Origin of the sequence: Rhodococcus sp. BP-160, assembly GCF_019836205.1 — a bacterium.
Classification (GTDB): Bacteria; Actinomycetota; Actinomycetes; order Mycobacteriales; family Mycobacteriaceae; genus Rhodococcoides.
Genome location: NZ_JABUEK010000005.1, coordinates 344,083 through 368,327 on the forward strand (window position 1 = coordinate 344,083; position 24,245 = coordinate 368,327).

At 65.8% G+C, this 24,245-nt stretch carries 27 protein-coding genes, 1 tRNA gene and 1 pseudogene; 13 read left to right on the forward strand and 16 right to left on the reverse strand.

Annotated elements, in window-relative coordinates; translation table 11 throughout:
* Together HQ306_RS19710 and HQ306_RS19715 are read right to left on the reverse strand one after the other, a co-directional pair.
* Positions 1–675, reverse strand: coding sequence for a hypothetical protein (locus HQ306_RS19710; RefSeq protein ID WP_222633204.1), 675 nt, complete (start codon positions 673–675; stop codon positions 1–3).
* The gene (locus tag HQ306_RS19715) at positions 672–1,148 is read right to left on the reverse strand and encodes a hypothetical protein (RefSeq protein ID WP_222633205.1); all 477 of its coding nucleotides are present in this window, start codon (positions 1,146–1,148) and stop codon (positions 672–674) included. Before HQ306_RS19715 ends, HQ306_RS19710 begins: the two co-directional genes overlap by 4 nt.
* A gap of 74 nt (positions 1,149–1,222) precedes the next feature.
* On the opposite strand from HQ306_RS19715, the gene HQ306_RS22375 reads away from it, so the two are divergent.
* From HQ306_RS22375 to HQ306_RS19725, 3 genes are all read left to right on the forward strand, one after another.
* Positions 1,223–1,717, forward strand: a complete 495-nt coding sequence (locus tag HQ306_RS22375; RefSeq protein ID WP_261770087.1) for a hypothetical protein — start codon at positions 1,223–1,225, stop codon at positions 1,715–1,717.
* Positions 1,714–2,103, forward strand: coding sequence for a transcriptional regulator (locus HQ306_RS22380; protein WP_307096551.1), 390 nt, complete (start codon positions 1,714–1,716; stop codon positions 2,101–2,103). Before HQ306_RS22375 ends, HQ306_RS22380 begins: the two co-directional genes overlap by 4 nt.
* 271 nt (positions 2,104–2,374) lie before the next feature.
* The gene (locus tag HQ306_RS19725) at positions 2,375–2,944 is read left to right on the forward strand and encodes a maleylpyruvate isomerase N-terminal domain-containing protein (protein ID WP_222633207.1); all 570 of its coding nucleotides are present in this window, start codon (positions 2,375–2,377) and stop codon (positions 2,942–2,944) included.
* 9 nt (positions 2,945–2,953) lie between these two features.
* On the opposite strand, the gene HQ306_RS19730 is transcribed toward HQ306_RS19725, so the two are convergent.
* Positions 2,954–3,112 (reverse strand): hypothetical protein, encoded by a 159-nt coding sequence (locus HQ306_RS19730; RefSeq protein WP_200933861.1) that lies wholly within the window; start codon positions 3,110–3,112, stop codon positions 2,954–2,956.
* Between the two features lie 129 nt (positions 3,113–3,241).
* Between HQ306_RS19730 and HQ306_RS19735 the strand changes: the two genes are divergently transcribed.
* The gene (locus HQ306_RS19735; RefSeq protein WP_027506520.1) at positions 3,242–4,027 is read left to right on the forward strand and encodes an SDR family oxidoreductase; all 786 of its coding nucleotides are present in this window, start codon (positions 3,242–3,244) and stop codon (positions 4,025–4,027) included.
* 11 nt (positions 4,028–4,038) lie between these two features.
* Here HQ306_RS19735 and HQ306_RS19740 read toward each other — a convergent pair whose 3' ends face one another.
* Both HQ306_RS19740 and HQ306_RS19745 read right to left on the reverse strand, forming a co-directional pair.
* Positions 4,039–4,866: an IclR family transcriptional regulator gene (locus tag HQ306_RS19740; protein ID WP_197027824.1), complete on the reverse strand. Its 828-nt coding sequence runs from the start codon at positions 4,864–4,866 to the stop codon at positions 4,039–4,041.
* Positions 4,867–4,928: 62 nt separating this feature from the next.
* Positions 4,929–5,087 (reverse strand): hypothetical protein, encoded by a 159-nt coding sequence (locus HQ306_RS19745; protein WP_197027825.1) that lies wholly within the window; start codon positions 5,085–5,087, stop codon positions 4,929–4,931.
* A 247-nt stretch (positions 5,088–5,334) separates the two neighbouring features.
* Between HQ306_RS19745 and HQ306_RS19750 the strand changes: the two genes are divergently transcribed.
* The 3 genes from HQ306_RS19750 to HQ306_RS19760 all read left to right on the forward strand — a co-directional run bounded on the left by HQ306_RS19750 (position 5,335) and on the right by HQ306_RS19760 (position 7,157).
* Entirely contained in the window at positions 5,335–5,691 is a 357-nt protein-coding gene (locus tag HQ306_RS19750; RefSeq protein ID WP_222633208.1) for a nuclear transport factor 2 family protein, read from the forward strand.
* A gap of 55 nt (positions 5,692–5,746) precedes the next feature.
* Complete coding sequence (locus tag HQ306_RS19755) at positions 5,747–6,259, forward strand: MarR family winged helix-turn-helix transcriptional regulator (RefSeq protein WP_222633209.1); 513 nt, start codon at positions 5,747–5,749, stop codon at positions 6,257–6,259.
* A gap of 238 nt (positions 6,260–6,497) precedes the next feature.
* Positions 6,498–7,157 carry a sigma-70 family RNA polymerase sigma factor gene (locus HQ306_RS19760; RefSeq protein ID WP_222633210.1) on the forward strand — a complete coding sequence of 220 codons (660 nt, stop codon included), beginning with the start codon at positions 6,498–6,500 and terminating at the stop codon, positions 7,155–7,157.
* Positions 7,158–7,165: 8 nt separating this feature from the next.
* Here HQ306_RS19760 and HQ306_RS19765 read toward each other — a convergent pair whose 3' ends face one another.
* The 5 genes from HQ306_RS19765 to HQ306_RS19785 all read right to left on the reverse strand — a co-directional run bounded on the left by HQ306_RS19765 (position 7,166) and on the right by HQ306_RS19785 (position 13,685).
* A complete protein-coding gene (locus HQ306_RS19765; RefSeq protein ID WP_307096560.1) occupies positions 7,166–8,665 on the reverse strand; it encodes an alpha/beta fold hydrolase in 1,500 nt (499 codons plus the stop codon).
* Between the two features lie 23 nt (positions 8,666–8,688).
* Positions 8,689–10,632: a S9 family peptidase gene (locus HQ306_RS19770; RefSeq protein WP_222633212.1), complete on the reverse strand. Its 1,944-nt coding sequence runs from the start codon at positions 10,630–10,632 to the stop codon at positions 8,689–8,691.
* 55 nt (positions 10,633–10,687) lie between these two features.
* Complete coding sequence (locus HQ306_RS19775) at positions 10,688–11,329, reverse strand: DUF3159 domain-containing protein (protein WP_222633213.1); 642 nt, start codon at positions 11,327–11,329, stop codon at positions 10,688–10,690.
* A 152-nt stretch (positions 11,330–11,481) separates the two neighbouring features.
* Positions 11,482–13,002 (reverse strand): alpha/beta hydrolase, encoded by a 1,521-nt coding sequence (locus HQ306_RS19780; RefSeq protein WP_222633214.1) that lies wholly within the window; start codon positions 13,000–13,002, stop codon positions 11,482–11,484.
* 38 nt (positions 13,003–13,040) lie between these two features.
* Positions 13,041–13,685: a hypothetical protein gene (locus HQ306_RS19785; RefSeq protein ID WP_239532493.1), complete on the reverse strand. Its 645-nt coding sequence runs from the start codon at positions 13,683–13,685 to the stop codon at positions 13,041–13,043.
* A 153-nt stretch (positions 13,686–13,838) separates the two neighbouring features.
* Here HQ306_RS19785 and HQ306_RS19790 point away from each other — a divergent pair, with 153 nt between their 5' ends.
* The 4 genes from HQ306_RS19790 (at position 13,839) to HQ306_RS19805 (ending at position 17,515) form a co-directional block, all read left to right on the forward strand.
* On the forward strand, positions 13,839–14,444 hold the full coding sequence (locus HQ306_RS19790) for a TetR/AcrR family transcriptional regulator (protein ID WP_222633215.1): 606 nt from the start codon (positions 13,839–13,841) through the stop codon (positions 14,442–14,444).
* Between the two features lie 154 nt (positions 14,445–14,598).
* Complete coding sequence (locus HQ306_RS19795) at positions 14,599–16,215, forward strand: MFS transporter (protein ID WP_222633216.1); 1,617 nt, start codon at positions 14,599–14,601, stop codon at positions 16,213–16,215.
* Between the two features lie 95 nt (positions 16,216–16,310).
* Positions 16,311–17,132 carry an alpha/beta fold hydrolase gene (locus HQ306_RS19800; protein WP_222633217.1) on the forward strand — a complete coding sequence of 274 codons (822 nt, stop codon included), beginning with the start codon at positions 16,311–16,313 and terminating at the stop codon, positions 17,130–17,132.
* Complete coding sequence (locus HQ306_RS19805; protein WP_222633218.1) at positions 17,129–17,515, forward strand: VOC family protein; 387 nt, start codon at positions 17,129–17,131, stop codon at positions 17,513–17,515. The genes HQ306_RS19800 and HQ306_RS19805 overlap by 4 nt, the downstream gene beginning before the upstream one ends.
* A 64-nt stretch (positions 17,516–17,579) precedes the next feature.
* Here the strand turns inward: HQ306_RS19805 and HQ306_RS19810 are convergent.
* Positions 17,580–17,647 (reverse strand) — tRNA-Tyr (locus HQ306_RS19810).
* Between the two features lie 256 nt (positions 17,648–17,903).
* Here HQ306_RS19810 and HQ306_RS19815 point away from each other — a divergent pair.
* Together HQ306_RS19815 and HQ306_RS19820 are read left to right on the forward strand one after the other, a co-directional pair.
* On the forward strand, positions 17,904–19,280 hold the full coding sequence (locus HQ306_RS19815) for an NAD-dependent succinate-semialdehyde dehydrogenase (protein ID WP_222633219.1): 1,377 nt from the start codon (positions 17,904–17,906) through the stop codon (positions 19,278–19,280).
* Positions 19,281–19,416: 136 nt separating this feature from the next.
* Positions 19,417–19,860 (forward strand): alpha/beta fold hydrolase, encoded by a 444-nt coding sequence (locus HQ306_RS19820; protein WP_308115525.1) that lies wholly within the window; start codon positions 19,417–19,419, stop codon positions 19,858–19,860.
* Between the two features lie 722 nt (positions 19,861–20,582).
* Here HQ306_RS19820 and HQ306_RS19825 read toward each other — a convergent pair.
* From HQ306_RS19825 to HQ306_RS19845, 5 genes and pseudogenes are all read right to left on the reverse strand, one after another.
* The gene (locus HQ306_RS19825) at positions 20,583–21,995 is read right to left on the reverse strand and encodes a cytochrome P450 (protein ID WP_222633220.1); all 1,413 of its coding nucleotides are present in this window, start codon (positions 21,993–21,995) and stop codon (positions 20,583–20,585) included.
* Complete coding sequence (locus HQ306_RS19830) at positions 21,992–23,131, reverse strand: DUF6545 domain-containing protein (protein WP_222633221.1); 1,140 nt, start codon at positions 23,129–23,131, stop codon at positions 21,992–21,994. The genes HQ306_RS19825 and HQ306_RS19830 overlap by 4 nt, the downstream gene beginning before the upstream one ends.
* Positions 23,128–23,583: a hypothetical protein gene (locus HQ306_RS19835; RefSeq protein ID WP_308115526.1), complete on the reverse strand. Its 456-nt coding sequence runs from the start codon at positions 23,581–23,583 to the stop codon at positions 23,128–23,130. Before HQ306_RS19835 ends, HQ306_RS19830 begins: the two co-directional genes overlap by 4 nt.
* Before the next feature lie 59 nt (positions 23,584–23,642).
* On the reverse strand, positions 23,643–24,032 hold the full coding sequence (locus HQ306_RS19840; RefSeq protein WP_222633222.1) for a hypothetical protein: 390 nt from the start codon (positions 24,030–24,032) through the stop codon (positions 23,643–23,645).
* 23 nt (positions 24,033–24,055) lie between these two features.
* Positions 24,056–24,245, reverse strand: a pseudogene (locus tag HQ306_RS19845) (hypothetical protein); the annotation flags it as partial.

The window sequence follows — 24,245 nt, forward strand, 5'->3', positions numbered from 1 at the left end:
TCAGAAGGTCTCGTTCCAGTCGCGAGCGAACATGAATGCACCGGCGGTGCCCCAGCAGGTCACGCCGAAGTCGACGTCGGACGAGCACACCACTCCGGACGTCGAGAGAACCTCGCCGTACTCGAGTACTCGAGGTGCCGGGCTCGTGTAGATGCCCTGCGTGGTGCACAGATGGTGTGAGCCGGCATCGTCGACACGGACCGCGTACTTGTCGTTCGGCGCATTCGTGCACATCGGGCCGTCGACCGGCTGCACACTCGTCACCGCTTGGCATCCGACCTGGCCCGCGGGTGAGCCACCGGCCCAGATCCCGCACTGCACGTTTCCGCTGGGCGTCGTGAAGTTGGTCAGGCCAGGGGCGGTCTGGAACAGGGCCGGGTCGACCGTTCCCGACTCGGGGCTCGGACGCGGCTGATTCCAGGGAAACAAGTCGGACACCTCCTCCGGGGTTCGCCGCGGCGAGGTGGCAGTGGACTCTCCCGACACCTGTGCACCGGGTGCAGGAGGCGTCGCCGACTCCACCGCCGGTGTCGTGGTGGTCGGCTCCACCGTCGACGTGGCCACCGTGGTCCCCGCAGCCGGCGCATCCGTCGCGGAATCCCCGCCGGAACACCCCACCAGAGCCGACGCACACAGTGCAGCGATCGGAGCGACGAACGTCCGCATCGCCGTCATCGGGCCGGCACCTCGAAAGTGGGGCTCGGCGTGTGCGGGGTGTTCGTCCTGAACGTGACGGTGACCGGGCCTGCACCCGTGTCGATGTCGAGATAGGGGTTGGTCACGTTGGGGCCCTGGAAACGCCAGCTCGCCACTCGGTGTTCGGCGGTACCGCTGGCGCCGGTGTCGTGATTGTGCCAGTCCGCGTACATGGTCACGTAGCACTCGTAGTCGGCCAGCCCCACCCACGCGGGGCTGTACAGATGGGTCGTGAAGTCAGCGTGAATCTCGTCAGGGGTGTAGCCGCTGGTCACTCTGACATCGACCGTTCCCGCGAGGCACTGGGGAACCTCGGCGAGGGTGTGGATGCGCTGCTCCGGTGAGAAGTACATCGGTTGCGCACCGGCGTTCACGGTGCCACCCGCCGTGACGACTGCCGTCAGGGCGCCGGTGACGACGACGGCGCGAGTGCTGATGGGATGCTTCTTCATGACCCTCCTCGAGTGGACTGCATGGCCCGTCGAACGTAACACTTTCCAGCACGGAAAGTGTTAGTGTTTCCGTCATGGAAAGCCATCGGTCGCCAGGCGATGCTCGCGCCCTGCTGAGTGAGATCCATGCCGACCGAGTCGTTCTCGCCGACCGTCTCGTGGCGCCGACATGGTTCTATCCGACCTTCGCGGCACTGACCGCCCTGTACGTCGGTACACCGTCGCTGCCCGACGGCCACGTGCGTTCGGTGTCGACGTCCGTTCTGGTCGCGGCCGCGATCGTGACGACGGTGCTCTATCCCCGCCTGACGGGGGTACGCCCGTCAGGCGTGGGTGCCGTCGGGTGGTCTGTTCTCGGTGGGCTGCTGGTGACCGTGCTCGGATCGTTGAGCGTCTCCTACGGTCTGGTGGCATCTCTGTCCGCGTGGTGGGTCCTCGTGCCACAGGCGCTGTGTTTCGTGCTCGTGCTGTTCGGCGGCCGCCTGTTCGACCGCGAGTATCGCCGCCATCTGCACGCAGACGACGTCCGACGCCCGTCCGGCCGGGCGCACTCCGGACCACGGTCGTGACCGAGGATCGCGGCCCCGAACCGCGATTCGATGCCGTCATCCACGCACCGGTCCGGCTGCGCATCTGCGGGCTTCTACGCCGAGTCGACGAGATCGATTTCGCCATCATCCGCGACACCCTCGAGATCAGTGATGCGTCTCTGTCCAAACATCTCCGAGCTCTGTCGGACGCGGGCTACGTGTCGACGAAGAAGACGACGTCACTCTCCCGCGGCGACTCGCGACTGGTGACGTGGGTCGAGCTGACCCGGGTCGGTCGCGATGCGTTCGACTCTCACATCGCAGAACTCGGACTCATCGCGCACGGTCGCCCGGAACAGTCGACGGCTCGGCAACCACTGTCGACGAGACTTCCCCACTTCGGACCGACACCCGAATTCGGCTGACGACCGCACGGCGTCGTCGCCTGATCCACGTCGTATCCACGTTGTTCACGCCGACGTCGACTCACCCGCCGTTCGAGTTCACCGGGGCTCGATATCAATGACCCGTCACCGTCGAACAGCGCAGCGGCACAGACAGAATTCGGGTCGCATCCTGTGCGCGGGGAGACCGGTGACGCAACGATCCGAGCGCCCGCCGACACGGGCACCCTGCTCGGCTCGGACTCGCTCGCGAACGATTGACGTGAGGGCGGCGACGGTGCACAGTGCGCGCATGACACTGCCGCGCGAGACCGCCGACCGTCACCGCGCCGTCGCCGCGACCTTCACCACGCTCGTCGAGTCCACGTCGGCCTGGGATGCCCCGGCGCCCGTGGACGGTTGGACCGCACGGGATGTGGTGGCGCACCTCGTCGACTGGTTCCCGGCGTTTCTGGCGACGGCCACCGGGCTGGAACTCGATTGTGGGCGCTCACCACTCGAGGACCCGGTCGATGCCTGGCGTGTCCACAGCGACGCCGTGCAGAGAGTGCTGGACGGGCCGGACGCCGCGACCCCGTTCCACCATCCGATGATCGGCGAGATGCCACTTCCCGCGGCGGTCGGCCAGTTCTACGTACCCGACGTCTTCATGCACTCGTGGGACCTCGCCGCGGCCGGCGGGCAGGATCTCTCACTCGACGCCGACTACTGCGCCGAACTGGTCGACGGCATGCGGCCGATCGAGGAGCTCATGCGGTCGTCCGGCCAGTACGGGCCGGCTGTCGCAGTACCCGACGACGCCGACGATCAGACGAGGCTTCTCGGATTCATCGGGCGCGATCCGCATTTCCTCGGGCGCTGAGGCGCCCCGTCAGTCCTGCACTTCGTCTCGCTCGTGCTGCGTTCTCTGCTCGAGCTCGTCGTCGTCGAGATGGCTCGGTGTCTTGGCGTGAGCCCGGCGGTCCGGGTGCGCGTCCTCCGTGGGAACCAGGACGTCGTCGAGTGTGGGTTCGTCGTGTGGATCGGTCATGAGTGCGGCGTGCCCGCGGACGAATCATCTAAACGTCCCCGTTCTCACTCCGCGATAACGACCCTGGACGCCCCAGACCGTGCAGGTGTGATCTGGATGAGAATCATTCACCGAGTCACGGAGGTCTCCATGAGCCAGAACCCACGCGTCGCCGTCGTCACCGGAGCAGCCCGAGGAATCGGCAAGAGTATCGCCGAACGCCTGGGCCGAGACGGTCTTCACGTCGTCGTCGCCGACCTGCCTGGTTCGAAGGACGGTGTCGACGAGACCGTCGAGACGATCGTCGGTGCCGGCGGTGTGGCCACGGGCGCCGCGGTCGACGTCGTGGACGAATCCTCGGTCGAATCGTTGGTGCGTACCGCGGTAGACGCAGGCGGGCGCCTCGACGTCTTCGTCGCGAATGCCGGAATCGCCCAGGTCGAAGAGCTGCTGAAGTACGACAGCGCCGACTTCGACAAGATCTTCGACGTCAACGTCAAAGGCGTCTTCAATTCCTACCGAGCCGCGGCCAACCAGTTCATCGCGCAGGGAGGCGGCGGCAAGATCATCGGCGCGGCCTCGATCGTCGCGTTCCGACCCTTCGCACTTCTCGGCCCCTACTCAGCGACGAAGTGGGCCGTACGCGGTCTCACCCAGGCCGCGGCCATGGAGTGGGCCGAACACGGCATCACCGTCAATGCCTACGGCCCCGGCATCGTCGGCACGGCGATGTGGGATCTCATCGACGAGAAGCTCGCCGCGAAGCACGGCCAGCAGAAGGGCGAGGCGCTCGCCGAGAACGCCCAGTCGATCCTGCTGGGCCGAGTATCGGTGCCCGACGATGTGGCGAAGCTCGTGAGCTTCATGGCATCTCCGGATTCCGACTACGTCACGGGTCAGACGATGCTCGTGGACGGTGGCATCCAGTTCTCCTGACGCGGACGAGGTCAGCCGGTGCGCAACCACCGGCTGATCTCGTTCGCCGCGGACCGCAACGCGTGCTCCACCTCGGCCGCCCGTCGACGGTCCACTTCCCGATCGGGGGTGCTGATGGCCACGGCTCCCATGACCGCACCCGACGCATCATGGACAGCCACTGCAGCGCACGCTTTCGTCGGAACGAATTCCTCACGCTCCCATGCCACCCCACGACGGGACACCTCGGCGAGGTGGTGTTCCAGTTCGTCGCGGTCGGTGATGGTCGTGGACGTGAGCCGTTCGGTGCCATGGGTGTCGAGGTACTCGGCTGCGTCCTCGCGGGACATCGCAGCGAGCAGGATCTTGCCGAAGGCAGTCGCGTGCCCGGCCTCGTGGAAACCGAAGTTCAGCGGCGTGATGCGGGGGTGGGTGGCGCAGTCGGCGACATGCGCCACCACAACGTCGGACCCGCGGTAGACGGCGAAGTAGCTTGCCGTCCCCAGTGTCTCGTGCAGCTTCGAGATACGCTGCCGCACCGGCACAGGCACGCCGACCTGGCGATGCAGGCTGACACCGAGACGAGCCAACTTGTATCCCAGCTCGAACCGCTGTCGCGCTCGGAGATGAACGAGGTAGTCGCAACCGACGAGTACCTGCAGCAGACGGTAGGTCGTGGGCAGCGGGAAGCCCAGCACCTCGGAGACCTCCTTGGCGGTGGCGCCGCCGCGATCGGCCACCACCTCGAGCACGGCGAGGGTCTTCTCCACCGTGGCGACTCCGCCGGCTCCGGCGCGCCGCAACCGCGTCGGGACGTCGGGGGTCGGGGGATCACGGGGAATTCGATCGTCGTCGAGCACACCCCCATCGTCTCTCAGCACCGCCGCAGGGGGCGGAAGATCGAGCCCACGGGTTTCGTCGATCACAGAACTCGACGGGCGCGACGGTCCAACTCTCGGCGCACCCGGGTGCACTCGTTGGAGACCGACACGACGTCGTCCGGTGGCGCGTCGCGGGCAATGGCGGAACGGCGGTCCGTCACCAGCCGCTCGTACCGTTCCTGCAACAGATCGGTGGACATTTCCGCATAGTTCATGGCCCGACTCAGCTCTGACCGCGAGGGTGACCCGGCAGGTCACACCACACTCTCGATCTCCACGATCAGGATCCATCACCGGAGGTCGACTCGGGCATGAATGGCAGATCCCCCACGGACGGTCCATTGACCCGTTCCATTGTGGCGCCACCCTCTCGCGACGCGGTTGACGTGGAGACCGGCCGCGCCTAATTTGGGTGAACCTTCACCCATATGGAACTGGAGCCCAGCGATGGCAGAGTCGATCGAGCAGCTGATGCACGCCAACCTCCTGCAGGTCTTCGGCGAACGGGACCCCGCGGCGAGGCGGGCCGCCATCGCGCGGACGTACACGGAGGGCGTCGTCTTCTCCGATGCCGAGGCTCGGGTGCAGGGCCACGACGCACTCGATGCCAAGGTGCAGGCGATCCTCGACGACGCACCGGGATTCGTGTTCACCGCGGACGGCAGCGTTCACCTCATGCAGGACGCCGGCTACCTGGCGTGGGCACTCGGACCCGAGGGCTCCGATCCCGTCGTCCGCGGAGCCGATGTCGGCATCGTTCGCGACGGCCTCCTGGCACAGGTCTACACCGTCATCCTCACCTGAGGTCGGTGGCCGCCTCGATGCGGGCCGTCCGTCGTCGGCCGGGTACAACAGGACGATGACCGAGTACGACGTGGCATCCGAGTCTCCTTACGCCTTTCTCGGCGAGGAGGAGACACGGGCCTGGTACGCCTACATGAAGGTGCACCTGCGGCTGCGCTACGAGATGGATCACCACCTGCGCGGCGATCACGGCATCTCCCTGGCCGACTACGACGTACTGGTGGCGCTGGTCAGCGATCCCGAGCGCACGCTCTCGGTGTCCGACCTCGCCACCCGCATCGGCTCCGAGCGCAGCAGGGTCTCGCATCAGCTCCGCAGCCTGAGCGCACGGGGACTCGTGACCCTGGCGACCGACCCCGACGACCGTCGAGTGACCCGAGTTGCACTGTCCGACAGAGGTAACGACACCCTCGCCGATGTCTCGCCGCGACACATCGACTTCGTGCGGTCCGTCTTCTTCGATGCCCTCACTCCCCCTCAGGTGCAGGAGATGTCGACGATGTTCGAGGGCATCTACGACCAGTTGATCCGACACGGGACACTGCCCCGGCCTGTCGACCATCCGTGAGTCACCCGACGCCGATCAGTCGGAGTCGGACGGGAACCCGGGAGAGCAACGACACATCCGATCTCACGGCGCTTCTCACGGGTTACCGACCCTCGAACACTTCCTGACACCGAGACTGGCGCGATTCACGAACTCCTGGTCGCCCGCTGCTCAGGAAACGGACCGCACGGCGCACGACGCGAGATACGCGGTGTCCGTTCATGCGAGCGTCGGGGCCCGCATGATGCAGAATCAGCCCATGACCACGGCGGAGTACGCATCTCCGCGACGAGCGCGCCCACCATTTCTCGATGTCGATCGGTCCGATCGTGCAGCGACCGAGGCGAAGGCCGCTGCGCTGGACCGAGACCTTCGCGACCGATGCGGTGTCCTGCTCGGCCTGATCGCCTCCGGGGACGACCGCGCGATGGTCGAACTGATGCTGGTCACTCGACCCGTGGTGTTCGCAGCGGCGTTGCGAGTTCTCGGAGACCGTGCGCGCGCCGAGGACACGGCTCAGGAGACGTACTTCCAGGTGTGGACCTCGGCCGGAACGTTCGACTCCGACCGAGGGACACCTCACGCCTGGTTGGCGACTCTCGCGCGCCGACGAGCGATCGACCGTTCGCGCTCCGACACGGCGTCGGCGAGGCGGGACACGGCGTACACCGCATCGCATTTCGACCGCGCTCACGACGGCGTCTGGGAAGCGGTGTGGACGAACGCCGACAACGATCTGCTGACGAAGGCGCTGATCGAACTGACCAGTCTGCAGAGGAGCGCAGTCGACCTGGTCTACTTCCAGGGCCTGTCCTGCCGCGAAGCAGCCGATCGGCTCGGCGTACCTCACGCCACCGTCAAGACTCGCGTGCGAGACGCCGTGTTGCGCTTGCGACTTCACCTCGCGCGCACCGCCTGAGCGAGCGTTCAGAGGGTGCAGCGAGTCCCTGCCTCGGGTGTGGCCAGCTCGACGAGATAGTCGGCCACGATGTCGTTCACGCAGGCATTCGCACCGGAGATCGCGACGGTGTGCTGCTCGCCGTCCACGGGGAGCAGCGTTCCGCCCAGAGTGTCCGCGAGGTTCACACCCCCTTCGTAGGGCGTGGACGGATCACCCGTGATCGAGATCGTCAGAGTGTCGGGAACGCCCTCGACATCCTGTGCGTAGGGAATTCCGAGTGTCGGCTCGGCCGGCCAGAACTCGCACGGATCACGAGCCCCCTCCGGACCGAGTCCCGCGTCCGTGAACGGCGCGATCTCCTGAATTCTCCGTTTGAGCTCGACTTCCTCCTCCGGTGTGTTGCGGTCCTCGTCCATGCAATTGACGGCGTAGAGCGCTTCGCTGAAGTTGGGGTGGGTGCCGTCCTCGTCGCGGCCGCCGAACACGTCGAGGATCTTCAGCAACGTGTCTCCCTGTCCCGCAGTGACCTCGGCTATCCCTCGGATGATGACAGGCCACACCGTCGAGTCGTAGAGTCCCGCGACCACCGCTCCGTATGCAGCGTCGAAGTCGAGGCGCCGACCGCTCTCGGTGACGATGGGATTCTCGACGAGAGGCCTGACGATGTCCTGGAACCTCTCGACCGCCCTGCTCGGATCGGGGCCCAGCGGACAGTCCGGAGACGCCGCACAGGACGCGGCCATCTCGTCGAACGAGCGCTGGAAGCCGGTGAACTGGTCGACTCTACGGTCGGCCGTGCTCTGAGCGGGGTCGATGGCGCCGTCCAGGACCATGGCGCGCACGTTCTGAGGGAACATCTCGGCGTACACCGCTCCCAGTCTCGTTCCGTAACTCTGACCGAGGTAGCTCAGTTTCTCGTCGCCGAGCACCTCTCGCAGAATGTCCATGTCCCGCGCGGCATCTCGAGTTCCGACCGCCGAGAGGACGTCGTCGCCGCCCGAGCGCTCGGCGCAGCGTTCGACCAGGCGACGCGAGTCGTCCTCCGTCAGCGTTCTCGAGCCGGTCAGCACCGTGGTGTACGCCTCGCCGGCGTCGTTCTCGGCATCGGTGAAACAGTCGATCGCCGGTGTCGACGCACCGACCCCGCGAGGATCGAAGCCGATCAGGTCGAAGTGTTCGGTCACGCGACTGTCCGCCAAGGTCGTCGCACCCGCGGCGGCCATGCTCATTCCCGGACCACCGGGCCCACCCGGATTGAGCAGCAGTGACCCGATTCGCTCACCCCGCGCGGGTGCCTTCAGCAGGGCGATCTGCGCCGTCCGACCGTCGGGATCGTCGTAGTCCAACGGCACGGTCACGTGAGCGCACTCGAAGGTCGGGTCGGCGGCGAACGCAGTGGCATCGGCCGATGTCACCGCGTACCCGTCGCACGATTCGAAGGCCACGTCCTGGTCGTGAACACTGCTCAGATCCGGCTCGGTCCGCGGTTGCGCACACCCGGCGAGCACCAGCGCAGTGACTGCCACGGTGACTCCTGCCGTCCTGCGGCTCACGACAGCGACCCGCTCGGTGCGTGGACGGACGAGGGACTCGCGGAATGCTCGCGCCCACCAAGGTGCTGGGCGAGGAACCGCTCGACCTCGCGGTAGAACGCGATGGTGTTCTCGGGGTTGACGAACCCGTGTCCTTCGTCGTCGAAGACGAGGTAGTCGACGTGGACCCCACACGAGCGGAGGGTGGCGACGACGTTGTCGGACTCGGCTCTGGTGACACGAGGGTCGTTGGCTCCCTGCGCGATGAGCAGGGGCGCCGTGGACCCGTCGAGACGGCTGATCGGGGACCGCGCGAGCATGTCCGCTTCCTGCTCCGGATCACTCGGGTCGCCGACGAACCGGTACCAGTTGTTGACCAGGCTGGCCCGGAGAAAGGACGGTTGTGTCCTCATGAAGTTGGCGAGGTCCGAGATGCCGACCAGATCGACCGCCGCGGTGAACACGTCGGAGGTGAAGGTCGCGCCGACCAACGCGGCGTACCCGCCGTACGAGCCGCCCATGATCGCGACGCGCTCACGATCGGCGTACCCCTGCTGTACGGCCCACTCCACCGCGTCGACCAGGTCGTCGTGCATCGCGCCCGCGAATTCCCCCACCGCGGCGTTGGTGTGAGCCTTCCCGTAGCCGGTGGAACCGCGGAAGTTGACCTGCAGCACGGCATACCCGCGGTTGGCGAGCATCTGCACGACGGAATCGAAGCCCCACGAGTCGCGATACCAGGGGCCGCCGTGCACGAACAGCACCAGCGGCAGCGCGGTCGGGTCGACGCCGAGAGGCAACGTCAGGAAAGACGGCAACGCACGCCCGTCGCGCGCCTCGATGGTCACCGGTTCCATCGGCGCCATCGCGGTCGGCTCGAGATGCGGGTACGGACGGAACAATTGGCGGCTCGCACCCGCGGTGTGGTCGTAGAGAAAGGTGACAGCGGGATCCCGATCGTGCACGAAGCTGACGGTCCAGCGCAGTCCGCTCCGGTCCGAGGACAGTGCGCCGACATCGCCGTCTGAGAGCTGTTCGAGTGCTGCCAAAACCTCTCCGAAGCGCTCGTCGAGGACCCGTATCTCCTGACGCTCGCCCAGGTATCGCACCCCGAGCAGGTCGCCGGTCTCGGCGTCGCAGATCAGGGGCGACGATGTCTGTTCGACAGCGCGGCGGGCTGCGTCGAGTTCCAACGTCGGGTGCGAGTCGACGACGGTCTCCTCGCCGGTGTCGAGGTCGACGCGCACGAGGTGAGTCAGATCGCGCCCGCGGGTCGAGCCCATCCACAAGCCTGTACCGTCCGGGGTCATCTCGGTCGGGGTGATCCCGATCGGGTAGTCCGTCGCGTCGATCGACGCGATCGGAGTCCGTGTTCCCGACGGGGTGACCCGGGACAGGAGCAGGTGGCCGTCGTCGGTCATCTCCTGCTCGACGAGCGTGTCGTCCTCCGCGAGCATCAGCAACCGGTCCGTCCCGGCGCTGCGTCCGATCACGGTGATCTCACCCGTCGCGACGTCGATCCTGTGGAGGTCGAACTCGGCAGGGTTCCGCGCGTTGAGCATCACCGTGTAGCTGCCTGCACTCCCGTGCACGGGCAGGAGTTCGATCGCACGAGCGCCGGGGAACGGCGTGAGATCGACGGCGGGACTGCGGGGATCGTCGAGATCGACACGGAACACGTGGTGGTTCTCGTCGCCTCCGCTGTCCTGCAGGTACAGCAGCCACCGGGGGTCGTCGGTCCACTGGAAGTTCATGACGCTGCGGGTCTCGTCAGCGCTCACGCATCGTGCATCACCCACTGCGGAGAGATCCGGAGCGATGTCCTGCACCCAGACGTTGAGCCTGTTCCTCCACGGTGCGAGGAAGGCGATTCTGTTGCCTTCCGGAGAGATTCGGGCACCGACCGCGGCGGGCGGGCCGAAGAGGTCGTCGATCGCGATCAGATCGGGTGCAGTGGTCATGGGAGGTCCTCTCCTCTGGTGGGGCGGGTGTCGAGCTGTCTGTCGGTGGTGTCTCTCAACGGACGAAGTGGGTGGTCGAACGCCGGAACGCCCAGACGGTGACCACCACGGCGACCGCGAACAACGGCGCACCCATCGCGATTCTCGCGACGGCGAGCCAGCCGGTGGCGTCGGTGTCGTACAGCCAGTCCTGCACGAGGTACCGGGCACCGAAGAGCACCGCGAAGGTGAGAGTGGCGACGTCATGGGCGCGGCGCACCGAGGAGTTCCGTCGCCATGCATATCGGTTGCCGTGCAGCGCGTTCCACAGCAGGCCGGTCACCGGCCTGCGGATCAACACCGATGCGAGCACCACGACGCCGGCCACCAGGCTGGTCCAGATGCCGAGGAGGAAGTAGCCGCTCGCACTGCCACTCATCGCCGCGACGGCGCCGGCGGCGAGAACGCCGACGAGACCGCCGCTCGCCCCGGCGATCGACTCACCACCTCGGACGCGATGGACGGTCAGTCCCAGTGCGACGAGCACCGCGGCGCCGATCGCGATCGGCAGCGTCCAGATCGAGTTGGCGACGACGAACACGATCACCGGTATCGCGGTGCGGATCATTCCGCTGGTGCCACCCAGACTGTCCACCACCCTCGCGCCGGCATCGGTGGTCGGTGCGTCCTGCGTGCTGTCGTGTGGCGGGTTCGTCATGTCGCCCTCCTTGCGCCTCGGTCGATCCGGTCAAATGTGTTCTCCAAACCAGAGTCGTCGAGCTGACCGACCGCTGCCAGTGCCTGCGTGCACCGGATACGGTGACACTGTCATCGACCGGTCATGACAGATGTCACGGCGTCAGCCGGTGCTCACTGCGTCGCCCGAGGACACTGGGCGTCCTTCTCCGGCATGGTGCCGTCGACGAGATAGTCGGTGACCACCTCCTGCGCGCAGGGGTTGGTTCCGAGTGCGAAGACACCGTGCCCACTGCCGTCGACGGTGAGCAGCCGGGAACGATCTCCGAAGCGCTCGTCGAGCAGTTCACCGCCGCTCGAGGGCGTGACCGGATCACGTCGATGCTGAGCGATGAGGATGTTCGTCGGTCCGTCGGAGTCGATGGTGACCGGGGGTTCGGTCGGGGCATGGGCCCAGAACGCGCACGGCATGATGTTCGCCGCCGCTGCGCCGAACAGCGGGTAGTCGACCCTGTCGGTGGCGACGGCATTCTCGTACGTGGTCACGTCGTGCGGCCACTCGACGTCGTTGCAGGTGACCGCCAGGAAGACGGACCACGAGTTGTCGCCGGCCGACGGTACCGGAGCCCCCTGCGGAAGGTCCCCACCCTGACCCGCCGCGAGGCCGTCCCGGTACGAGACCCACGCATCGGCCGCAGTCTCGTACGTCGCCGGGTTGTACAGCGTGACGAAGGTGGCCAGACGGAACGAGCGACCGTCGACCCCGTTCACGGGCGTGGCATCGAGCCTGGAGGCGATGTCGAAGTACGTCGCCCGCACCTCGTCCTCGGTCGCACCGAGACCGTATCGGTCGTGACGCTCGGCCATCCACCGGGCGAGATCCGGGAAGGTGTCTTCCATTCCTCGGGAATAGCGCCGCATCCCGGCTCGATCGAGATGGGTGTCACCGATGTTGCTGTCCAACACGATTCGGTCGGTGCTCTCGGGGAACATCGACGCATAGGCCGCGCCCAGCGCCGAGCCGTAGGAGTAGCCGAGGAAGCTCGCGGTGTCCTCGCCGAGAGCAGCTCGGACGCGGTCGAGGTCCCGCGCCATGTTCGCGGTGCTCACGTGGCGCAGCAGGCCGTCGTCCTCGGCGGCGCACCGGCGCGCGACTTCTCTCGCAGTACGAACCTGCTCGTCGAAGGCAGCCTGGTCGTACGCGTACGGCGGGACTGCGCCGTAGTAGTGCAGGTCGTCGGTGAAGCCGCAGCTGATGGGACTGGAATGGCCCACCCCACGGGTGTCCATGCCGATGAGGTCGTAACTGTCCAGCACGGACTGCGGCATGCCCCGATTCACCAGGAACGTCGGTTGGTCGAGCCCCGTACCGCCGGGGCCGCCCGGGTTGAGCAACAGCACCCCTCGCCGTTCCTCCGGCTTCTGGGAGGGCAGCCGAGAGATCATGACGTCGATCTGTCCAGCGTCGGGGTCGTCGTAGTCGATCGGCACGGACACCGACGCGCACTGCAGGCGCGACGGTTCCTCCGCTGGGTCACCGACGTCGTCGGGACATGAGGACCACTCGAGGTCGGGCATGGAATATGGTTGCTGCACTGCGGCATCGGGCTGAGACGCGGTGGAGGTCGTCGAGCAGCCGACGAGAACGAGGCTGATCGCGGCCACCGCAGCGGTACGCGTGTCGTATCGGTTCACGGGATGTCCATTCGGTAGCAGGGGTGGCCGACGGCCGATCAGTTGCCGGCGGCGTCGAGCCAGTGATAACGCAGTCGCAGAGCGCGTTCCGTGCTGCCCACGGCGGCACCGACGGTGGAGGCGACCGTCGACCACGTCGGCAGATCGATCGGTGCGGCGATGACACCGACCGACTCGGCGATCGGCGGAATTCGAGACACTGTCTCGACGAGATACACCGCGAGCGACAGGACTCCGCTGAGAACGAGGGCGATCGAGACGACGCCGATGACCGAACTCGCCGCGGGGTGCCGCCTGTCGAATCGGGCCCGGCGCCCTTCGGCCGAGCGGGGGTCGGGGCTCAGCTGCCGCTCGCTTCCGTCAGCGGAGACGAGATGGCACCGCTTGACACCGAAACCACTCATCGCGACCTCGATGCGGCCGTCCCCGACGGGGAACGCGGCGGGCAGTGCCGACCGTGCTTCGCACAGACCGTCTCTGTACAGATCGGCCGTGACAGAACCGGAGGCCTGGTCCTGCCAGTGCCTGATGTCGACGGACCATTCCGGCTCATGGGGGCCCGACGGTGGGAGATGAAACAGCGCACGTCCCAGCAACTGCCACCATCGGAACGGCTGCAGTGCTCGCCCGTCGCCGGGTCGCACCCGACGAGCCGCGCGGCGGCGCCTGACTCGATCGAACATGATTCGCTCCTCTTCCGCCGGCCGTGCCACTAGCACGCTGTACTGTCGCGAACGATGGCGACGACGCTAGCACACCGTGCTAGCACATTGTGCTGGTCGCGTGATCGGTCCTGCTCAGAGCAGGAACGAGCGCAGAGGAACAGAGGGGACGCGATGCCGACACCGGAGGAACCCGGCCCGGACACGCGGGCGCGGATACTCATCGCTGCCTGCGAGATGATCGGTGAGGACCCGGCGTCGACACTCAGCGTGCGATCGGTCGCCGCGCGCGCCGGAGTGAGCATGGGTTCTCTCCGTCATCACTTCCCCACCCAGCGCGCACTGCGCGAGGCCGTTCTCGCCACGATCTACGACGTGGTGACACCGGACGCCGACGTCATCCACGACCGATCGATACCGGCTCGGGATCGCCTCGTGCGCTGCCTCGAGCAGGTCCTGGTGCCTGCCGTCGGTGCGCAGGCGCGGCGCGCGTTGATCAGCACCGTCGAGGCGTTCGCAGTACCCGAACCCACCGCAGACATCCGAGCCGCCTACGCGTCCTTCGCCGAGGAAGCGCAACGGAGAGTCGAGCAGTGGCTCGACATTCTCGCCGCCGAAGGTGCAGCGCCACAGGGTGATCAGTCGCTGAACGCCGCGTTCCTCAACACGGTTCTCGACGGCCTGTTCTGGGACCGGGCGATGCCCACCGATCCCGCCACGCTGCACCGAGCGACCGCCATTCTCCAGCATGCAGTGGATTCGGTCCTCACGCCGCCGTGACCACGTCGAGGATGTGGCTCGGGGGCTTCATCCTCACCGCGAGGAGGCGGATGGACGACCCGTGCTGCGCCGTGTCGACACCGCCCGGTGGTCGTGATATGCCTGGCGGCATCGTCGCCACCGCGCACGCATCGACCGACCGGAAGGTCCACCCATGACCGCCGACCTCGCCGCAGGCCCCGACACCCACTCGTCCTCGGCATGGGCGCCGCTGCGTGGCAGGGTGTATCGCACGCTGTTCATCGCTCAGCTGGTGTCGAACATCGGCCTGTGGATGCAGACGGTGGGATCACAGTGGTTCCTGGTGGAGCAGAACAGCAGCGCGACCGTGGTCGCCCTCGTGCAGACGGCCAGCCTGCTGCCCACCTTGTTCTTCGCCCTCCTCGCCGGCGGACTCGCCGATCTGCTCGATCGGCGCAGGTTGTTGATCGCGATCAGCACGTACACCGCCGTCGCCGCGACGGCCACCGCGGTGCTCGCCTTCACCGACGTGCTGACCCCGATGATGTTGCTGGCGATGACGTTCATGCTGGGGTGCGGCTCTGCGCTGTCGTCTCCCGCATGGCAGGCCATCCAACCCGAACTGGTTCCGGCCGAACAGATCCCGGCAGCATCCGCCCTGGGCGGCGTGACCGTGAACGGTGCGCGCGCCGTCGGCCCGGCCATCGGCGGCGTGATCGTGGCTGCGGCCGGACCCGCCGCGGTGTTCGCCATCAACGCCCTGACGTTCGTCGTCATCATCGGCGCGCTCGTGTGGTGGCGTCGGCCCGCAGACGACCGGTCCGTCGACCGAGAGCGCCTCGGCAGGTCCATGCTGACCGGGCTGCACTACATGCAGTCCGCACCGATCGTGCGCCGGATCCTGCTGCGCTCGGCCCTGTTCGCCTTCCCGGCATCGGCGCTGTGGGCCCTGCTGCCCCTGGCCTCGTCGCGCCACCTGCACTTCGGCGCGTCGGGGTACGGGCTCGTCCTGGGAATGCTCGGTGTCGGCGCAGTGTCCGGCGTGGCGCTCTACCCGCGGTTGCGACAGTCGATGTCGGGCAACGCCGTGCTGGCACTGTCCGCGGTCACCTATGCCGTCGGCGTCGTCTCCGTGGCCTACCTCCCCGCCGGCGCGGCCGTCCCGTTGCTGCTGCTGTCGGGCGCCGCGTGGATCGCCACCCTGACCACACTCAACGCGGCGATTCAGCTCTCTCTCGCGCACTGGGTGAGAGCTCGGGGGATGTCGATCTACCTGTTGGTGTTCATGGGCTCCCAGGCGCTGGGCTCGTTCGTCTGGGGTCTGGTCGCGTCGCACGTCGGTTTCGCTGCGGCGCTACTGATCTCGGCGGTGCTCTTGGTGGTCACCGCCGCCAGCGTCACGGTCCTGCCTCTGCGCGCCGACACCGGCACGCTGCCGCGCGGGGTGTCGACGGCGTGGCCGACACCGATGGTGATGTTCGAACCCGAACCCGACGACGGCCCCGTGGTCGTCTCGGTGACGTACCGGGTGCGGCCCGACTCGACGACCGACTTCGACCGCGCCATGGCGGCCGTCGGGAAAGCTCGCCGCCGGACCGGCGGGTACTCCTGGGCACTGTTCAGGAACGGCGAGGACCCGTCTCTGCGTGTCGAGCAGTTCACCGCCCGGTCGTGGGGCGATCTCGAGCGGCAGCACCGTGAGCGCTGGACCGAGTCGGATCACCAGCGGATGACCGAGGCTCTGTCCTACACGGTGACCGGTACGACCGAGAAGGAGGAACACCTGTTCGGCGTACCGGCCGACCGGTAGTGCGAGACCCCGGCCGGACGTGACGACCCCCGGTCAGGCGAGCAGCAACGTTGTCGTCAGCCACTGATCGGAACCCACGAAACCTGGAGGTCGCCATGCCCTACATCACCACCACCGACGGAACCGAGATCTACTACACCGAGCAGGGCACCGGAAAGCCCGTGGTGCTGAGCCACGGATGGCCGCTGTCGTCGGATGCCTGGCAGGTCGAGCTCAAGCTGCTCGCCGACGCCGGCTACCGAGCCATCGCCCACGATCGCCGCGGACACGGCCGGTCGTCCAAGACCTACACCGGCAACGACATGGACACCTACGCCCGTGACCTCGCCGAGCTCGTCGAGGCTCTGGATCTGCAGGAACTGACGTTGATCGGCCACTCGACCGGCGGCGGCGAAGTCGTCCGCTACGCCGCCCAGCACGGCGGATCCCGCGTCGCCCGCGTCATCACTGCCGGCGCCGTCCCGCCCATCATGCTGAAGTCGGAGTCCAACCCGGAGGGCACTCCGATCGAGGCACTGAACGACATCCGCGACGGCGTGCTGACCGACCGCTCGCAGTTCTACCAGGATCTCGCGCAGCCGTTCTTCGGCGCCAACCGTGACGGCGCCGCGGTCTCGCAAGGCGCGATCGACGACTTCTGGCGTCAGGGAATGCTCGTCAACCTCGCTGCCGCCTACGACTGCGTGAAAGCGTTCTCCGAGACCGACTTCACCGAAGATCTAAAGGCGCTGACGGTCCCGATCTTCATCGCCCAGGGTGACGACGACCAGATCGTCCCCATCGCGGCGGCGGCCCTGAAGTCCATCGACCTCGTCCGGGACGGCACGTTGAAGGTGTACCCGGGCGCACCGCACGGCATCTACGGCGACTACCAGAAGGCCCTGGACGCAGACATTCTCGACTTCCTCGCCCGATGACCACTCCCCTCGCCCTCGGGCCCGTCGGCAACGTCTTCTACTTCGTCGACGACCTCGAGGCCGCAGTCGAGTGGTACTCCGCCCGGCTGGGTCGCACACCGATCCAGCGGGGCGGGGCACTGGTGGCCTTCGACATCGACGGGGTGCGGCTCACGCTGCACGAGAACGACGACTACAACTCGTCGGGGCCGGCCGGAGTCTCCGCCTACTGGACCGTGACCGACGTGGATGCGATCGTCGCGGACTGGACAGCCCACGGAGCGGTTGCACACCGGGGACCCAAGACGGTCTTCACCGGTGAACGGCTGTGCCAGCTGCTCGATCCGTTCGGCAATCTGTTCTCGGTGCGACAGGCTCCTGCGCAGACGAGTGTCGACGGCTAGGACAGGGGATCGAGACCGAGAAAGCGGCCACGCGTGTCGCGTGGCCGCTTTTTTCTGAACTGTGTGGAGCCGCCTAAGAGAATCGAACTCTTGACCTTTTCATTACGAGAACGACGATAGACGTTCAGGCGGGTTCGCCTGGGGTTGCGAAACACCGCCTGAACAGCACAACCGTCCGATCCGGTTCACGACGGTTCATGGCCGTTCGTACCGACATGTGTCACTGTCGTGGCATCGAGAGGCTTCCCGAGCGCTGGGTTCCAAGTTACCGACCAGTAGGACGCCCACAAGGTTTCGCAACTTCGCCCCGCCCCATCCTTGACCACCGTCGGAGCATCCGATTTTCCCGAATCGGAACAATGACACCCTCCCGACCGTTGAGCGGGGTATGGCGACCTACAAGACTGTCAATCCTGCCGACGGCACAACTGTGAAGGAATTCGAGACTCTCGACGGTGCCGGCGTCGAGCGTGCACTTGCCGATGCACACGCCGGTTTCCAGACATGGCGCAAGACCTCACCGAAGCATCGCGCCGACATCCTGCACAAGGTCGCCGATCTCTACACCGAGCGTTCCGACGAACTGGCCCGCACGATCTCGCTCGAAATGGGCAAGCCCCTCACCGAATCCCAGGGCGAGGTGGAACTGTCGTCGAACATCTACCGCTACTACGCCGACCACGGCCCGTCGCTTCTCGAGGACGAGAAGCTCGACGTACCCGGCGCGGAAGACACTGTGCTGCAGCGTAAGCCGGTGGGCGCTCTCGTCGGCGTCATGCCGTGGAACTTCCCGTACTACCAGGTTGCCCGGTTCGCCGGCCCGAACCTGATGGTGGGCAACACGATTCTGCTCAAGCATGCACCCAATTGCCCGCAGTCGGCACTGCTGATGGAGGAGATCTTCCAGCAGGCCGGACTCCCCCAGGACGCGTACATCAACATCTTCGCGACCAACGACCAGATCGCCGACATGATCGCCGACTCCCGCGTCCAGGGCGTCTCGCTCACCGGTAGTGAGAGGGCCGGAACCTCCGTCGCCGAGACGGCCGGACGCAACCTCAAGAAGGTCGTCCTCGAACTCGGCGGATCGGACGTATTCATCCTGCTCGACTCCGACGACATGGACGCCACCGTCGAATCCGCTACCCGGGCGCGGCTGTCCAACGCAGGCCAGGCCTGCAATGCCGCCAAGCGCATCCTGGTCGCCGAGGAGGTCTACGACGACTTCGTCACCAAGCTCGTCGCGTCGTTCGAAGCCGTGCAGACCGGCGACCCGCTGGACGCGAAGACCACCCTCGGACCCCTGTCGTCGCAGACCGCCGCCGACACGCTGATCGAGCAGATCGACGACGCCGTCGCCAAGGGCGCAACGCTGCTGACCGGCGGTAAAAAGATCGACGGACCGGGTGCCTACGTACAGCCGACATTGCTGACCGACGTCACCCCGGACATGCGCGCCTACAGCGAAGAGCTGTTCGGACCGGCCGGCGTGATCTACAAGGTCGAAAGCGCGCAGCAGGCAATCGAATTGGCGAACTCCTCCGCATACGGTCTCAGCGGCTCGGTGTGGAGCGCTGACCTCGACAAGGCCCGCGACGTGGCCGAGCAGCTCGAAGTGGGCATGGCGTTCGTCAACGAACACGGCACCACGCTGCCAGGTCTGCCGTTCGGCGGAGTCAAGCGCTCCGGCGTCGGCCGCGAACTGGGCCCGTGGGGCATGGACGAGTTCGTGAACAAGAAGCTCGTGCGCGTCTCAGCGAAGTAGATCCTGCTGGCATGGCTCCCCGGACAAGATGTCCGGGGAGCTTTCGCGTTCCCCGTCGTCGAGCATTTCGACCCGGTACTGCGGGCGTAGCCGATAGGTTCGAGTTTCGTCCCCATCGCCGTGTCGAGGAGTAACCGTGGCCAACGCTTCGTCGTTCGTATCCAAGCAGGACGACATCGAGATCAGCACCTACACCTGGGCAACGGCCGCCGATCCGGCTCGCGGCGTCGTACAGATCGCGCACGGACTCGCCGAGCACGGCAGCCGCTACGCTCGCTTCGCGACCGCGCTGAACGACGCGGGATTCCACGTTATTGCCTCCGATCATCTCGGTCACGGCCAGTCGATCGTCGATACTCCAGGCGATTTCGGTGCCGCTGCGTTCGCCGGGCTGTGGGCCGACATCGAGCAACTCGGAGAATCGTTGCTCAGCGAGTACCCGGACCTGCCGCTGTTCTTGTTCGCTCACTCAATGGGATCGTTTGCCGCGCAGCACGTTCTGATCGAACGATCGGACCTGTACGAGGGTGTGGTGCTGTCGGGCTCGACCACCCTGAACATCGGGCGCAGGGCCGGCTAATCCGGGTTCACCGTCGAACGGACCGTCGCGACCGAATCGGACCGCGACCGGTCCCGCCAAATCTGGTCTCGACCGGCCCCGTTCTACCCCTGACCGTGTAGTCCGGCCCGGTACGGCCCCGTCCGCTGGACCGCGAACAACCTCGAACGGCTGGGCGATTCCACTCAATCAGATTGACGTCTGTTCAAATATTGGAGGGCTAACCGCGCTCACCCAGAACGACCGGATTTCCAACTTGGCGATGCTATGTCCGGCGACGCAATTCGGCTACCAATTGGGGTCTGGCGACCCGCACGGCAACTTCGACCCAAGTCTCTTCGAGGTCGTTGTCTGTCAGCGTTCGCAGTGTTCGCGCTGCGTCGAGCTTGAAGAATTTAGAACCGTTTACCGCGCGTTGTACTGAAACAACGAGATCATCAAAGGGTTCTACGAGCTTTCGTCGCCGAATAGAAGTAGCTTTGTATCTTACACGCATCAAAATCATCACCGGGGACTGTCCCCATTTCGGTTGACGCGTGGGGTTGTTTGGATCAGGCCGCGTGTGCGGCCCTGTTAATTGTCCCGAACTCGATCGGAGAGTAAGTCTGCCGGGGCGTTGCTGGCGACGCCTGCGGTGGTAGGAAGCCGGGGGCATATCGAGAGCCTTTGTCAAGATTGAACTCCGACTCTTCGCTTACCTACTCAGTGGCACTGCCTTCTCGCCAACAAGACAAGCCCCAGGGCTACGCAACCGGATCGGACCGTTTACGGATCTGCAGAAACAGATCTCGGGGCTTCAGAGTGACTGTCTCGTCTACCTCGAGTGAGTAGTCGGGGTCCTCGATCAAGTCGACTCGACCAACTATGAGAGCAAGTGCAACAAGCACCTCGTGATAGGCGAACTGTCGGCCGATGCAGCCGCGCAGTCCGGTCCCGAACGGCTTGTACAGATCAGCGAGGTTGGCCGGAACGCGACTGCGCTCGAACCGATCCGGGTCGAATCGTTCCGGATCAGCACCCCACGCCGCATCGCGATGCAGTTGCAGCAACACCACGAACACCCACTCCCCCTTCTCGAAGGGGTGCTCCCCCACCATCGTGTCTCGACGAGCTTTCCGGTAGTAACCGGGCGCCACCGGCCACAGTCGTAACGTCTCGTCGACCACGCGCCGCAGGTACCGCAGCTTGCCCACGTGCTCGAACTGGAGATCACCATCGGGGCACACCGCCGAGAGTTCCTCCCGGATTCGCTCGACCACGTCCGGACGGGTCGACAAGAAATGCAGAGCGAACGCCATCACACCGGCTGACGTCTCCTGGCCCGCAACCAGGAACGTGAGTATCTGGTTGCGGATGTTCTGGTCGGACAACCGCTCCCCCGTCGCCGGGTTCGCAGTGCTCAGCATCAGGTCTAGGAGATCGCCGCTCCCCGGGGCGTCTCGCTCGCGCCGCGTCGCGACGATGTCGTCCACGAGTCGTTGCGCTACCTCGATGTCGTCTCGGTGCTGGTTGCGTTCACGTCTGTAGATGGTCGCCTCGACAGCCGGATGGGAGTACGCGGCCCGGTTGATGTACTTCAGCGCCCGAGAGATCCGCACCACCAACTCGTGCGGTGCTGCGTCGTCGAACGATCCGAAGTCGTAGCCGAAGGCCACCTCGCCGATCACTCCGAGAGCAAGCTTGTTCATGTCCGCCGGTACATCGATCCAAGCTTCTGGCCCACGGGCGGTCCACAAGGACAACATCTGCTTCGTCATCCCCACCATCGTGTCGTGATACGTGCGCATCGACGACTGTGAGAACGCCGGTGCCAGAATCGCGTGGGCCGCTGCCCAGGAGGGTTCCGAGTTGTAGGCGGTGAACAGCCCATCACCGGCCACTGCCCGGAGATTGCCCATGGGTACACCGAGGAACTTGGCCCACGTCGTCTCGTCGTTCACCGCCGCGACCTCGACGGGTCCCGACACGTACGTCACGCGGGTTCCGAACACGTTGCGTTCGTAGATCGATCCGTACTTCTGCGCATCACGCATCGCCCACTGGCTGGACTCGGTGACGTGCAGATCAAGGACGTCGCCGAGCACCGGTAGCCGTCGCGGTGGATGTGGCAGCACGCGGTCCACCGCTCGAACAGGCCCTACGGTGTTATCGATCATCTCTGCTCCCCCTGCATTCTCACGGTGAATCTCGGCTCGGTCGGCCAGCACCGACCGATGGCGGCAAGTACTCGAACTTCTTGCTTCAAGTCGGCAGACGGCTCGATCGGAACTCTGGTGAACACTCCGGGCGGCGCGTCGGCGCGTCGTCTATGTGCTGCACGGTAGAAGACCTCCGCGGCTGACTTGTCGTCGACCGACACCGCGTCAGGGAGGTCTTCCACATAACGGCCCAGCAGACTCAGTGAATCCCTGATCTCCACGCACATGCGATGAACTCGATGCACGGGTGAGGACTGCGGAGACGGGTGACGGAGGACGACCTCCGGACAGGTCCGAATGAGGTCCGACCACATCGGCGTCAGGGAACGGATCGACCGGGACCAGCGGTCGACGCCCAGCGACTCGGTGACCGCTCGCCAGAGAGGCAATGCCGCGCACAAAGTGGCTAAAGCCAGCAAGTAGGTGTAGCTGGCCTCGTTCAGCGTCACCCGCAGAGTCACGAAGTCCGGAGCGAGTCCGGCTGCTGCGAACACTCCCATCAGCAAGATCGAGATAGCCTCCTCCAACCCCCACACGGCCACGATCGCGAACAGCCAGAACACCAACGACACCTGTGCCGGCAGCTGACCGCGGCGCAGCTCCTCCACAGAGACACGCAGGTACAGATACGGCATGAACGCTGCCCACGCAAAGAAGCACGCGAAGTACACCGCCGTCCGCCAACCCGGCCGGACATCGATGTACTCGCCAGAGACCCGCGCCGCGGAACCGACGACAATCATCAGCGCTCCACTGGCAAGGGCAATCATCATCACCGCTGTGGTCGTCGCAGCATGTCTCTCAGGCCGTCGCCAGCGGAGGGCAATAGCGATCAGTGGCGCAAGTGCCAAAAGGAGCGCCACGGTTCCGAGTTGCTGGATCAGCGGCACGTCGATCACGGCGCCGGTCGCTGACGCCACCGCCGATTGGATGGCTCCTTCACGAGCGAGACCAGACGCAATCCCCAGCGCCAGGGCCACATTGACGAGACGCGAGGTGGCAGTTCGGCTTACGAAGACAAGCCTCGCGACGAGGATGCCGACGCTCCACAGCAGCAGTGGGCATGACACCAATATCGGCACAGACGACGTCACGTCAGACCCAAGAAATCATGCATCGCGGAGGAACGCCTGTAGCGCGACACTGCTGCCGACATCAGCAGATCAGCGAAGGTCTCGGCTTCGCCTTCCTGATCGTCATCGAAGTTCGATCTCTTCATGACCGATTCGAGTGCATCGAGGTCGATGTCGGGGCAGAGATCGCGGAGCGTCGTGTCTGCAGCTGTCGATCCCCCGTGACCCAGCACCATGTGTCCGACTTCGTGCATGATCGTCTGGTCGACGTGGTAGCTCGATGAGTCTGCGTGACAGACGATTTCGTCATGGTCGTGGAACTGCAGCCACAGTCCGCACGGCAAGCCCTGCAGCGTCACCGCGTCGATGGGAACGAGCGCGATCGGCCGACCTCTGTGATGCGACAGGGCTTCGAGGAAGGCTGTTCTGTTCCACGGGCTCGGAACCAAGAGTTCGACGGCGCGGGCAGCCACGATCACATCATGTGCTGAGAATGTCATTTCCCCCCCAGGAATGTGCGAATCGAACGCTGTTAGGGGCCGGCCTCGCGCGCGCGGCGCAAGTCGGCCAAGAGATCCGTGAGATGTTCGATGCGAAGACGTTCGTCACCTGTTCGGAGCCTCATGCCGGTGATCCCCCCATGGAGCACCTCTTCGATCAAACTGAGTTGGCTGTGAATGTTCGGCGCTGCCGAGTCATCGAGTAGGTAACTGCTGCTCGACGGGAACACGGTCGAGATCGCCTCAAGCATGTCTCGTGTGGCAGTACGCGTCCCCTCGCGTAGAGCCGCGATGTCGCGTGCGGTGACGTGCCTGCCCAGAGCCGTAGTGACGTCCGATGCCACAGACTCGGGGCTTCGCTCCGAGCCATCCTCGGTGCGCCAGACCTTGAAAAGCAGGTCCAGTCGCAGATTGACTGGCACTGCCTCCTGCGCTGCAGTTCCCGTCACTTCTGCCCCTTGTGTAGTCGCGCTTCGAACCGGGCCACCGTCTCCGTCGGAACATCGATGTCACGACCGGCGAGCCAGCGTCTGTAGAGACGCTCCTCGCGCTCCGCCTCGTCAGTCGACTCGCTCGGCTCGTCGAGTAGTTGGCCGAACATCGCGTAGATCGGCGACAGCGAACCGTTCTGGCGC

Bases quoted from the DNA above. Each gene is read 5' to 3' on its own strand.
- HQ306_RS19710 (WP_222633204.1), bottom strand. From the start codon at position 675: ATGACGGCGATGCGGACGTTCGTCGCTCCGATCGCTGCACTGTGTGCG.
- HQ306_RS19715 (WP_222633205.1), bottom strand. From the start codon at position 1,148: ATGAAGAAGCATCCCATCAGCACTCGCGCCGTCGTCGTCACCGGCGCC.
- HQ306_RS22375 (WP_261770087.1), top strand. From the start codon at position 1,223: ATGGAAAGCCATCGGTCGCCAGGCGATGCTCGCGCCCTGCTGAGTGAG.
- HQ306_RS19725 (WP_222633207.1), top strand. From the start codon at position 2,375: ATGACACTGCCGCGCGAGACCGCCGACCGTCACCGCGCCGTCGCCGCG.
- HQ306_RS19730 (WP_200933861.1), bottom strand. From the start codon at position 3,112: ATGACCGATCCACACGACGAACCCACACTCGACGACGTCCTGGTTCCC.
- HQ306_RS19735 (WP_027506520.1), top strand. From the start codon at position 3,242: ATGAGCCAGAACCCACGCGTCGCCGTCGTCACCGGAGCAGCCCGAGGA.
- HQ306_RS19745 (WP_197027825.1), bottom strand. From the start codon at position 5,087: ATGTCCACCGATCTGTTGCAGGAACGGTACGAGCGGCTGGTGACGGAC.
- HQ306_RS19750 (WP_222633208.1), top strand. From the start codon at position 5,335: ATGGCAGAGTCGATCGAGCAGCTGATGCACGCCAACCTCCTGCAGGTC.
- HQ306_RS19755 (WP_222633209.1), top strand. From the start codon at position 5,747: ATGACCGAGTACGACGTGGCATCCGAGTCTCCTTACGCCTTTCTCGGC.
- HQ306_RS19760 (WP_222633210.1), top strand. From the start codon at position 6,498: ATGACCACGGCGGAGTACGCATCTCCGCGACGAGCGCGCCCACCATTT.
- HQ306_RS19770 (WP_222633212.1), bottom strand. From the start codon at position 10,632: ATGACCACTGCACCCGATCTGATCGCGATCGACGACCTCTTCGGCCCG.
- HQ306_RS19775 (WP_222633213.1), bottom strand. From the start codon at position 11,329: ATGACGAACCCGCCACACGACAGCACGCAGGACGCACCGACCACCGAT.
- HQ306_RS19785 (WP_239532493.1), bottom strand. From the start codon at position 13,685: ATGTTCGATCGAGTCAGGCGCCGCCGCGCGGCTCGTCGGGTGCGACCC.
- HQ306_RS19790 (WP_222633215.1), top strand. From the start codon at position 13,839: ATGCCGACACCGGAGGAACCCGGCCCGGACACGCGGGCGCGGATACTC.
- HQ306_RS19795 (WP_222633216.1), top strand. From the start codon at position 14,599: ATGACCGCCGACCTCGCCGCAGGCCCCGACACCCACTCGTCCTCGGCA.
- HQ306_RS19800 (WP_222633217.1), top strand. From the start codon at position 16,311: ATGCCCTACATCACCACCACCGACGGAACCGAGATCTACTACACCGAG.
- HQ306_RS19805 (WP_222633218.1), top strand. From the start codon at position 17,129: ATGACCACTCCCCTCGCCCTCGGGCCCGTCGGCAACGTCTTCTACTTC.
- HQ306_RS19815 (WP_222633219.1), top strand. From the start codon at position 17,904: ATGGCGACCTACAAGACTGTCAATCCTGCCGACGGCACAACTGTGAAG.
- HQ306_RS19825 (WP_222633220.1), bottom strand. From the start codon at position 21,995: ATGATCGATAACACCGTAGGGCCTGTTCGAGCGGTGGACCGCGTGCTG.